The organism is Tateyamaria sp. (genome assembly GCF_059783535.1).
The window spans coordinates 3,337-13,488 of record NZ_JBYNDP010000103.1 but is presented as its reverse complement, the minus strand read 5'-3'; the positions used below and the strand labels follow the sequence as shown (position 1 = coordinate 13,488).

Below are 10,152 nucleotides of genomic sequence, written 5' to 3'. Positions count from 1 at the left end.
GCGCGTTGGATCGGCGACCAGCCGCTTTTGACCTGCCATGCAGGCGTGATCGGCGATGGCCCAGCTGTCGAAGTCGGGCACCCAGGATACGATCAGAGCCCAGACAGCTTCGTCGGGGCGGATCCGAGCTTGTGTCAGCAGCTTGGCGGCTGCCACACGTGCCTCGTAAATGTCTGTCTGCCAAAGCCCATCTGCCAAGGCGACCCGCGTTGGCACGTCCAGGGTCTGCCGCCACTGCTTGGACAGGTCGTTCAACACTGGATTTGGCACGCCCAAATGCAACCGGTCAGACTTGTGGTAGGCTTTTGCGCCCGCCGCACGTTCGACATCGGCATGCGCCTGTATCTGGTCGAGCGCTTCTTCGGGGGTCATTCCACCGTCACGGATTTGGCAAGGTTGCGTGGCTGATCCACATCAGTGCCCTTGGCGACAGCCGTGTGATAGGCCAGCAACTGCGCGGGCAGGGCATAGAGAATGGGTGCGATGATGTCCGGACAGTCCGGCATGGCGATTTCGGACCAGACGCCATCCCCGGCCTCAGCAATGCCAGCCGCATTTGACACCAGAACAACCTTGCCTTTGCGGGCCATAACTTCTTGCATGTTGGAAACGGTCTTGTCGAACAGCCCGTCCCTGGGGGCCATGACAACCACCGGAACATGTTTATCGATCAACGCGATAGGACCGTGTTTCAGCTCGCCTGATGCATAAGCTTCGGCGTGTATGTAGCTGATTTCTTTCAATTTAAGGGCGCCCTCGAGTGCGAGCGGGTACATGACACCACGACCCAGGAACAGGATGTCCCGCGCCTCAGCCAGTTTGCGCGCGGTACGCTTCATCACGGCATTTCGGTCGATGCCGTGTGTCATCAGGGCGGGCAAGCTGCGCAAAGCGGACACGTGATCGGCGAAGGTGGCGGCGTCAATCTCGCCGCGGTCGCGGGCTGCGCGCAGGGCCAACATCAACAGAACAGTCAACTGGCAGGTGAATGCCTTGGTTGAAGCCACGCCAACCTCAACGCCTGCATGGATCGGCAGGGCAAGGTCGCTCTCGCGCGCAATCGAGCTTTCGGGAACATTGATCACCGATACGATCTTGTCCGCCTTGCCCTCGCAATAACGCAATGCCGCAAGCGTGTCGGCGGTTTCGCCGGACTGGCTGACAAACAGGGCCAGCGTTTTGCCCGGGATCGGTGGTTCGCGGTAGCGGAACTCGGACGCAACATCGACCTCGACTGGCAGGCGGGCGATCTGCTCGAACCAGTATTTTGCGGTCAGACATGCATAGTAGGCGGTGCCGCAAGCGACCATCGTCAGTCGTTCAATATTGGCAAAATCGATGCCGGGATCGGGCAGGGTGATTTCGCCATCGCTGCCCAGGTAGTTGGCCAGCGTGTTGTTCAGCACATTGGGCTGTTCTGCGATTTCCTTCGCCATGAAGTGCTTGTGCCCCGCCTTGTCCACGCGGGCGGCGTCGACCTGGATGTGACGTATTGCCCGGTTTGCCAAAGCGCCATTTGCATCCCGTATCTCGACCCCTTGGCGGGTGACGACTGCGCGGTCGCCCTCCTCCATGTAAGTGATGCGATCTGTGAGCGGGGCCAGCGCGATGGCATCTGAGCCCACGAACATCTCACCATCACCATGACCGATGGCAAGGGGGGAGCCCTTGCGCGCGGCGACAATCAGATCGTCATGACCGTCAAAAAGGAATGCGAGGGCGAAAGCGCCTTCCAACGCATCCAGCGTTTTGAAGGCTGCCTCTACGGGTTCTGCGCCCTGCTGCATATGGTGATGCGTCATCAGGGCGACGGTTTCGGTGTCTGTCTCGGTTTCAAAGCTGATCCCGGCGTCGGCCAGTTCGGCACGCAGTTCGCGGAAGTTTTCGATGATCCCGTTGTGCACGACCGCAACGGGGCCAGCGCGATGCGGGTGTGCATTGCCCTCGCTTGGACCGCCATGGGTGGCCCAGCGTGTGTGACCTATTCCAGCTTTCCCCGCCAAGGGCTCATGCACCAGCTTGTCGCTCAGGTTCACGAGCTTGCCAACGGCACGGCGGCGATCCAGGACACCACCGTTGATCGTCGCAATCCCGGCACTGTCATAGCCGCGGTATTCAAGCCGCTTCAGCGCCTCGACCAGAATGGGGGCCACTTCATGATCGCCCAGAACGCCTACAATTCCACACATTTAACTGCCTCTGCTCTGACGGGCCTTCTTGGCACGCAACACTTCAAAGAGTTTGCGCGCCATACCCGGTTTTTCGACTTGCGGCGCGCGGGCAATGGCAAGAGCGCCATCCTCCACATCGGATGTGATGACCGACCCGGAGCCTGTCATGGCCTCATCTCCGACGGACACAGGTGCCACAAGCATCGTGTTGGATCCGATGAAGGCACGTGCGCCGATCTCGGTCCGGTGTTTCATGACGCCATCGTAGTTGCAGGTGATCGTGCCGGCACCAATGTTGCTGGCCTCGCCCACTGATGCGTCACCGATATAGGACAGGTGGTTCACCTTCGCCCCGGTGGCCAGCGTTGCGTTCTTGACCTCGACGAAATTGCCGACCCGCACATCTTCGGCCAGTTCGGCGCCGGGGCGCAGGCGGGCATAGGGGCCGACGATCGCACCGCACGACACGTGGCATCCCTCCAGATGCGAAAAGGCGCGGATGGTTGCGCCGCTTTCAACGGTCACGTTCGGGCCGAAGACGACATTGGGTTCGATCAAGGCATCCCGCCCGACGACAGTGTCAAAGGACAGGTAAACCGTGTCCGGAGCCATCATCGTCACGCCGCTGTCCAGCAATTCGGCGCGCGCGCGGGTCTGAAAGATGGCGTCGGCCTCTGCAAGGTCAGAGCGGCTGTCGACACCGAGTGTTTCTGCCTCATCGCACTTCACTGCCGTGACCTTCAATCCACGCGCATTTGCCAGCTCGGGCACAGCGGTAAGGTAGTATTCGCCTGATGCATTGTCGTTTGTGACTTCTGACAGAAGCTCGAACAGCACCTTTGCGTCGCAGGCCATCAACCCGCTATTGGTAAAGCGGATGGCGCGTTCATCTTCGGTGGCATCCTTGTATTCGACGATCTTGATCAGGCGGTCGCCGTCCATGACAAGCCGTCCATAGCGCGGTTGCACCTCGGCAATGTCAAAGCCCAGCACGACCACATCGTGGCTGCGCCGTGCCTCAACCATACGGGTTAGGGTGCCGGGTTGCAGAAAGGGCGTATCCCCAAAGACAACAACCACATCACCGTCAAACCCTTCAAGCGCCTCGCGGGCTTGGTCCACAGCGTGGCCGGTGCCCAGTTGCTCTTGCTGAATCACCACCTGAACACTTGTGTCAAATTCCATCGCTGACGCGTGCACTTGATCGCTGCCATGTCCCGCGACCACGATTGTGTGCGCAGGTTCAAGCACTGAAACGGCCCTGAGCGCATGGTGCAGCATCGGGGCACCAGCGATGGGATGAAGGACCTTGGGCAGGTCCGATTTCATCCGTGTGCCTTTGCCCGCGGCCAGGATGATTAGTGCAACGCTCATGGCTTTCTCTTTGTATTTTTGTTTGGCCCTGTTTATCCGCTGGGCGTAAAGGCGCAAGCGTGCGGCAATCAAAGAAGATTTCGGCTTGCAACAGGAACGGGCGGTCATCCGCCGGAAGGGGCGACGCATGGCGGCAGTGATTTTCGATCTCGATGGCACATTGGCGGACACCAGCGGGGATCTGTTGGCCGCCGCCAATCACTGTTTTCGCGACATGGGACTGGGGGATGTTCTGGGGCCGGATGATGCGGGTGTGGCGCTACGGGGCGGGCGTATGATGCTGCGCACTGGTCTGACACGTGTGGAGCATATGGATGATGCGGTGGTCGACAAATACTACCCGCTACTCCTCGAAGCCTATGCGGCTGACATCAGCAGCCGCACAACTCTTTACCCCGGCGTTATGCAAGCCATCGCGGCCTTGTCGGATCAGGGCTATGCCATCGGTATCTGCACGAACAAACCCGAAGGGTTGGCCGAACAATTGATGCAGGACCTTGGGGTGCGCGACGCCTTCGGCAGCCTGGTCGGTGCTGACACATTGCCTGTGCGCAAACCCAATCCGGAACCGTTGTTCGAGGCGACACGTCGTTTGGGTGTCGACCAACAGACCTGCATCCTGGTCGGCGACAGTGACACCGATCGGAACACAGCGCGCGCAGCTGGTGTGCCCTCGGTCCTTGTCACCTTTGGTCCGTCTGGCGAAGACATGGCGGCCTTGGAGCCTGAAGCATTGCTGGATGACTACGCTGTTCTGCCCAGCGTTGTCGCGGCACTGCGCCCACTGGCGTAATCCCGCAGGTTCGCTTTCGGAACATGAAATAAAGGCAGGATGTCTTGACGGGTTCTGCGCCACATCTCACAAACGCTCGCATGACAGAGCATTTTACCGGCAGTTTCACCCAGCAAGAGCCCATTCCCGAAGCGGGGATCGAGGCGGCGATTTCAGTTATGCGGCATGGCCGTTTGCACCGATACAACACGGTCGAAGGCGAGTTGTCGGAAACCGCACTGCTGGAACAGGAGTTTGCGGCCGAGGTTGGCGCGCAGTACTGCCTTGCCGTGGCATCGGGCGGATATGCGATGGCAACGGCCCTGCGGGCTGTTGGAGTGCAGGCAGGGGACAAGGTGTTGTCGAATGCCTTTACCCTTGCGCCGGTGCCCGGGGCGATTGCATCGCTCGGTGCCGTCCCTGTCTTTGTCGGTGTGACCGAGAGCCTGACCATCGATCTGGATGATCTCGAGGGCAAACTGGGCGAGGCGAAGGTGCTGTTGCTTAGCCATATGCGCGGGCATATCTGCGACATGGACCGCCTGATGGCGATGTGCAACGCGGCAGGTGTAACAGTGATCGAAGACTGCGCCCACACCATGGGGGCCGCATGGAACGGTGTCGCCTCGGGGCGGCATGGGGCCATTGGGTGCTATTCGTGCCAGACTTACAAACATGTCAACTCGGGCGAGGGCGGATTTCTGGTCACCGATGACCCGCATCTTGCTGCCAAGGCTGTGATGCTGTCCGGCAGTTACATGCTCTTCGAGCGTCATATGGCGGCCCCGCCGAAAGAGGTGTTCGACGATATCAAATACCACACGCCCAACATCTCGGGGCGTATGGACAACCTGCGCGCGGCAATACTGCGACCTCAGATTGCCGATCTTGCAACGCAGTGTCAGCGTTGGAACGACCGCTACTATGCAATTGAGGACGGGTTGCGCGAGACGCCTGGCCTGACCGTGATCGACCGTCCCAAGGCAGAAACAATTGTTGGGTCATCTATTCAGTTCCTTTTGCTGGATTGGGCTGCATCAGCGGTGCGCGAGGTGATCAGCCAATGCGCTGCGCGCGGTGTTGAATTGAAGTGGTTTGGCGCAGCAGAACCCGTTGCATTCACGAGCCGCTATGACAGCTGGCGCTATGCGCCGTCAAAACCGATGGCAGCAAGTGATCGGGTGCTGGCGGGCATTGTGGACATGCGTGTTCCACTGACTTTCAGTCTGGAAGACTGCGCCTTGATAGCTCGGATCATTCGGGACGAAGTCACCCGTATCAACAATCGCATGACGGCCTGAACGCGGCTGAATAGGCGGATGGGCGCCGCTCTAGCAGGCTCAAACGCTTTGTCCGGACACGAATTGGCGTGCGTCCCGGCACGCTGGTGATAGCATTTGGTGTATTCCGTGCGGCTTATGACGGCAGCACGACATTGACCAAAAGTTATCAACCATGCGTACAGAAAAGAAATCTGAAACCCTCGAAGTTCGGGTGAGCCTGAGTGAAAAATCCGCCTTTTCAGCCCGTGCGGCTGCGCGAGGCGAATCCATGAGTGCTGCGCTGCGCAGGCTGATTGCAGAAGATGCCGTGCCTCATCTTTTATCCAATGAGGTTCCCATGTGGCGTAAATTCATCATTGCCGGTGCACCGGCTGCAATAACTGCTTCTGTTTTAATTGCGGTATCCTTGGCCGGTGCGGCCGCGAACACTGACTTCAAAGGCGGTTTTCGGTCCTTGGACGCTAATCGAGACGGTATCGTCGACTACGCCGAACTGGTGGCGGATATGGCCGATCAAATTGCCCGAGCAGACGTTCCGGCAGCGTGCAAAGGCACGCAATGGGAAGAACGATGGGCAGCGACACCCGAGAAACTGGCCGACGGACACATGGAATTTTATGATGCAAATGGCGACGGGGAAGTGACGCTGAAGGAATACATCGCGTCCTATGAGCGCCAACGCGCCAGCGACTTTGTCGAGGCGGACACAGACAACAGTGGATTCGTGACATTGGCCGAGCTGGAAGCGGCGTATCGTCTGGATGAGGCCAAGGTGAGTGCTGAATGCCGCGCCGCGATCGGCATGCAAAGCGCGGCCAAGGCGCCAGAGATCATCGAGTTCCTCGATGCCGACGGTGATGGCCGCGTGAGTCTTCGGGAATTCGTCGACCACTGACCGGGACTCGACACTGAAATCCTTCCTCGCTATTATTGAACGTGCGTTCAATTTACGGGCGAATATCGGGGGAGGACCCATGTTCCACGCATCAATGACTTTCGATCTGGGTGACGAGATCGGCGCACTGCGCGATATGGTTCACCGTTGGGCGCAGGATCGTGTGAAGCCGATGGCGGCCCAAATCGATACGGACAACAGCTTTCCGCCTGAACTTTGGCCCGAGATGGGTGAGCTTGGTCTGCTCGGTATCACCGTGGCAGAGGAAGACGGCGGGGCAGGCATGGGGTACCTCGCCCATACGGTTGCTGTGGAGGAAATCGCGCGGGCAAGTGCTTCGGTCTCTCTCAGCTACGGCGCGCATTCGAACCTTTGCGTGAACCAGATCAAGCTGAATGCAACGCCCGAGCAGAAAGCAAAATACCTGCCCGGATTGGTCAGCGGGGAACATGTTGGCGCGCTGGCGATGTCCGAAGCTGGTGCCGGTTCGGATGTTGTGTCGATGAAGCTGCATGCCGAGAAACGCAATGATCGCTTTATCCTGAACGGTACGAAGTATTGGATCACGAACGGGCCAGACGCCGATACGCTGGTTGTCTACGCCAAGACTGATCCGAACGCCGGTGCCCGAGGCATGACCGCATTCCTGATCGAACGCAGCATGGTCGGGTTCTCCACATCCCCACATTTTGACAAACTGGGCATGCGCGGCTCGAACACGGGCGAGCTGATCTTTGAAGATGTCGAGGTCCCATTCGAAAACATTCTTGGGCAAGAGGGGCATGGTGTGGCCGTCTTGATGTCGGGCTTGGACTATGAACGGGTTGTTCTTGCCGGGATCGGGCTGGGCATCATGGCGGCATGTCTGGACGAGGTCATGCCCTACGTGTCCGAAAGGAAGCAGTTCGGCCAGCCGATCGGGAACTTCCAGCTGATGCAGGGCAAGATCGCGGACATGTATGCCGCAATGAACTCGGCCCGGGCCTATGTCTATGAGGTCGCCAAGGCCTGTGATCGTGGCGAGGTCACCCGACAGGATGCAGCCGCCTGCTGCCTATATGCATCCGAGGAAGCAATGAAGCAGGCGCATCAGGCTGTTCAGGCCATGGGCGGTGCAGGCTTCCTGAATGATGCGCCTGTTGCCCGGATATTCCGTGACGCAAAGCTGATGGAGATTGGTGCGGGAACATCAGAGATCAGGCGCATGCTTGTGGGGCGTGAACTGGTTTCGGCCATGATGTGATGCCGCGCCAGGTTGTCATGACAACAGCCACCTTGGTTGTTCTGGCCGCGCTCGGTGGCTTTTGGCTGGGTCAGCGGCAAGTGAGCGTGGACGCCAGCGGTGTGATCGAGGCTGTGGCCGACGCACATGTGGCAAAGCATGGCGGCGACCGCCGCGAATGCGTGGGATGGCCCGGTGATGACAATGCCGTCTTCTTTGTGCGGTGCGGTGCATCACTGTATGCCGTGGACAGGTGGGGGCGTGTCTCCGTCGTTGATCAGGAGGGCGGAGCATGAATATGGCGGCCCAGTGTCTGAAGCATCCTGACGAACAGGTCGCAATCATTGAACTCGCGCCAACTGGGCGTATCGACGTGACCTATGCCGATTTGTCCGAGATGGTGGATGGGTTGGCCCGGGCATTGCAAGCTGAGGTGAAGCAGGGTGATCGCGTCGGCGTGTTGTTGTCCCAGTCGCCTTGGTGCGCCGCGGCCCATCTGGCAATCTGGAAAATCGGCGCGATTTCAGTGCCTTTGTTCAAGTTATTCAAGCATGATGCCTTGCGGTCCCGTATCAACGATGCAGCTGTTTCCTTGGTGCTGACGGATCCGGAGGGTGAGGCGCTGGTCGGAAAATTGGCGCAATGCTGGCAAGCTGCTCAGGCAGGTATTCCGGGTGATCCTGTACCCTTTGCACCTGCGACGTCCAATACACCGGCCGTTCTGATTTACACGTCAGGTACGACGGGTAGCCCGAAGGGTGCAGTGCATGGGCACGGGGTTCTGGATGGCCACTTGCCCGGTGTCTCGCTCAGCCATGATGAGCTGGGCCAACCGGGTGATTGTTTGTGGACGCCGGCGGACTGGGCGTGGATCGGTGGTCTCTTTGACGTGCTGATGCCAGCGTTGGCCTTGGGCGTGCCCGTTGTTGCGGCACGTATGTCAAAGTTCACGGTGGAAGGCTGCCTGAAAACCATCGATCAAGCCTCTGTACGGAATGTGTTTTTCCCCCCCACAGCTATGCGCATGTTGAAGGCGGAGGGCGCCCGGATTGACGGATTGCGGTCGGTTGCCAGCGGTGGTGAACCATTGGGCGCGGAAATGCTGGCTTGGGGTCGGGACGCGCTGGGTGTCACGATCAACGAGTTTTACGGCCAGACGGAATGCAACATGGTGGTGACATCCTGCGCCGCGCAATACGAGACCAAGCCCGGGTGCATGGGCCGCCCGGTGCCCGGCTTTGACGTGGCGATCATCGATGAAGATGGCGACATAACAGAAGGTGAGGGCGATATAGCGGTCAAGCGCGGCGCTCCCTCAATGATGCTTGAGTATTGGCAGCGACCGGAGGCGACGGCGGACAAGTTTCGAGGCGAATGGATGCTGACCGGGGATCGTGGTCAACAAGATGGGCCCGACATCCGGTTTGTTGGACGCGATGACGATGTCATCACGTCGGGAGGTTATCGTATTGGACCGGCCGAGATTGAAGACTGCCTGCTGACGCATCCGGACGTCGCGACTGTCGGTGTCGTGGGCAAGCCCGATGCACTGAGAACCGAGATTGTCAAAGCCTATGTTGTACCAAAACCGGGCACGCAACCGGACGCGAGCTCTCTGCAAGCCTTCGTGAAAGAGAGGCTCGCAAACTATTCATATCCAAGGGAAATTGAATTTCTGGATGCCTTGCCCATGACTGTCACGGGCAAGGTCATTCGCAAAGAGCTCAAGGCGCGCGCAACCCGCGAGGTGCAGGATTGATGCGTGCCTTGGACTTAGAAGCGCCGCACGTAGGCGAAGTTCAGGACGATCGGGTCAATCTCGGCGGTGCCAACCTTTGCGCCGTCCAGGGTCACGTCACTGTCGATGTCGATCCAACGGATGTTGGCACGGAACGCGTCACGATCACTGATCGCATAGTCGACACCGGCCTGCACGGCCACACCCCAGCTGTCATCCAGCTCAAGGTCGCCAAGACGCGAGGATTCATCCGAGAAGGTGGTGTAGTTCACACCGATGCCCAGATACGGCTTCCAAGCGGTGTCAGTGGGGAAGTGATAGTTGACCGACAGGGTCGGGGGCAGGTGCTTGACCGACCCGATATCGCCCGAAGTGGACAAGGATACGTCGTGTTTAAACTGGGTCGCAGCCAAAAGCTCGATGCCCCAGTTGTCGGCAAAGAAGTATTCACCGGTAATGGTCAGCGCATAGCCATCATCGACATCTGCGGTTTGAGAGGCAACGGTCCCATTGTCAGAGTCGGGGAAAACCCCACCCAGACCGACACCAAGGGTCCAGTCCCCTTGCGATTGAGCGGATGCGCCTCCGGCAAGGGCCAGGGCGGCGCAGGCGGCGATCACGAATCTACTGGTGTGTTTCATCTCTTTTTTCACCTGTTTTTGAGTTCCTGCGCACGTTATGCGCGCGCAGCATTTTC

10 protein-coding genes are annotated in these 10,152 nt (G+C 59.1%); 6 read left to right on the top strand and 4 right to left on the bottom strand.

The window, feature by feature from the left end:
- The 3 genes from AC6RA8_RS16840 to glmU all read right to left on the bottom strand — a co-directional run.
- A partial coding sequence (locus tag AC6RA8_RS16840; protein ID WP_500354165.1) for a DNA alkylation repair protein occupies window positions 1–372 on the bottom strand: 372 nt, incomplete at its 3' end.
- The gene (gene glmS, locus AC6RA8_RS16835) at window positions 369–2,189 is read right to left on the bottom strand and encodes a glutamine--fructose-6-phosphate transaminase (isomerizing) (protein ID WP_500354163.1); all 1,821 of its coding nucleotides are present in this window, start codon (window positions 2,187–2,189) and stop codon (window positions 369–371) included. The genes AC6RA8_RS16840 and glmS, both read right to left, overlap by 4 nt.
- On the bottom strand, window positions 2,190–3,545 hold the full coding sequence (gene glmU / locus AC6RA8_RS16830; RefSeq protein ID WP_500354161.1) for a bifunctional UDP-N-acetylglucosamine diphosphorylase/glucosamine-1-phosphate N-acetyltransferase GlmU: 1,356 nt from the start codon (window positions 3,543–3,545) through the stop codon (window positions 2,190–2,192). It abuts the gene before it with no gap.
- A gap of 127 nt (window positions 3,546–3,672) precedes the next feature.
- On the opposite strand from glmU, the gene AC6RA8_RS16825 reads away from it, so the two are divergent.
- The 6 genes from AC6RA8_RS16825 to AC6RA8_RS16800 all read left to right on the top strand — a co-directional run bounded on the left by AC6RA8_RS16825 (window position 3,673) and on the right by AC6RA8_RS16800 (window position 9,476).
- Window positions 3,673–4,338, top strand: coding sequence for an HAD-IA family hydrolase (locus tag AC6RA8_RS16825; protein WP_500354159.1), 666 nt, complete (start codon window positions 3,673–3,675; stop codon window positions 4,336–4,338).
- An 80-nt stretch (window positions 4,339–4,418) separates the two neighbouring features.
- Window positions 4,419–5,618, top strand: coding sequence for a DegT/DnrJ/EryC1/StrS family aminotransferase (locus tag AC6RA8_RS16820; protein ID WP_500354158.1), 1,200 nt, complete (start codon window positions 4,419–4,421; stop codon window positions 5,616–5,618).
- 154 nt (window positions 5,619–5,772) lie between these two features.
- Window positions 5,773–6,495 (top strand): EF-hand domain-containing protein, encoded by a 723-nt coding sequence (locus AC6RA8_RS16815; protein ID WP_500354156.1) that lies wholly within the window; start codon window positions 5,773–5,775, stop codon window positions 6,493–6,495.
- 79 nt (window positions 6,496–6,574) lie between these two features.
- Entirely contained in the window at window positions 6,575–7,738 is a 1,164-nt protein-coding gene (locus tag AC6RA8_RS16810) for an isovaleryl-CoA dehydrogenase (RefSeq protein ID WP_500354154.1), read from the top strand.
- 17 nt (window positions 7,739–7,755) lie between these two features.
- A complete protein-coding gene (locus AC6RA8_RS16805; protein ID WP_500354153.1) occupies window positions 7,756–8,013 on the top strand; it encodes a hypothetical protein in 258 nt (85 codons plus the stop codon).
- Window positions 8,010–9,476, top strand: coding sequence for an AMP-binding protein (locus tag AC6RA8_RS16800; protein ID WP_500354151.1), 1,467 nt, complete (start codon window positions 8,010–8,012; stop codon window positions 9,474–9,476). The genes AC6RA8_RS16805 and AC6RA8_RS16800 overlap by 4 nt, the downstream gene beginning before the upstream one ends.
- A 14-nt stretch (window positions 9,477–9,490) precedes the next feature.
- Here the strand turns inward: AC6RA8_RS16800 and AC6RA8_RS16795 are convergent, their stop codons facing one another.
- Window positions 9,491–10,096 carry an OmpW/AlkL family protein gene (locus tag AC6RA8_RS16795; protein WP_500354150.1) on the bottom strand — a complete coding sequence of 202 codons (606 nt, stop codon included), beginning with the start codon at window positions 10,094–10,096 and terminating at the stop codon, window positions 9,491–9,493.
- Window positions 10,097–10,152 lie beyond the last annotated feature (56 nt).